This is a genomic window from Vibrio sp. 10N.261.51.A3 (genome assembly GCF_041471965.1).
GTDB classification, from domain to species: Bacteria; Pseudomonadota; Gammaproteobacteria; order Enterobacterales; family Vibrionaceae; genus Vibrio; species Vibrio crassostreae_C.
In genome coordinates this window covers 1-590 of sequence record NZ_JBFRPK010000161.1, presented here as the reverse complement: position 1 = coordinate 590, position 590 = coordinate 1, and the positions used below count along the sequence as shown (strand labels likewise).

General features: G+C 47.8%; 1 protein-coding gene. It reads left to right on the top strand.

Translation table 11 applies throughout. From position 1 onward, the window contains the following. The coding region (locus tag AB4371_RS22460) for a cadherin-like domain-containing protein (RefSeq protein ID WP_372150690.1) at positions 1–590 on the top strand (590 nt) is incomplete at both ends.

Below are 590 nucleotides of genomic sequence, written 5' to 3'. Positions count from 1 at the left end.
CAAGATCAACAGTTCAGCGTTGAAGAAGATGGTACGTTAATCTTCACCGATTCAGACCTATTAACAGGCGCTACAGACATTGAAGGTGATAACCTAACGGTTGAAGGTGTGACCTACGATGGCGGCGACGGTATTCTTACTGATAACGGTAATGGTACGTACACCTTTGCTCCGAATGAAAACTTCAATGGCGACGTCAACTTCGGCTTCGATGTCTCTGACGGCACCGATACGGTCTCTGCAAACATCGATGTGAGTGTAACTGCCGTTGATGATGCACCGGTGTCAGGCGATTTAGCGTACTCAATCGATGAAGATGGTTCTATCCGTCTAAGCCAAGAGCAACTGTTATCACAAGCATCTGATGTTGAAGGCGATGACCTTACTGCTAGCGGCCTAACGGTTGGTGGTGATGCGACGGTTGTAGCTAATGATGACGGCAGCTTCACCATCACGCCAGATGAGAACTTCAATGGCGACATTGATATCAGCTTCGATATCTCAGATGGTACCAATACCGTTCAAGCATCAGCTGACCTAACGGTTAACCCAGTTAACGACCTGCCAGTCCCTCAAGATCAACAGTTCAG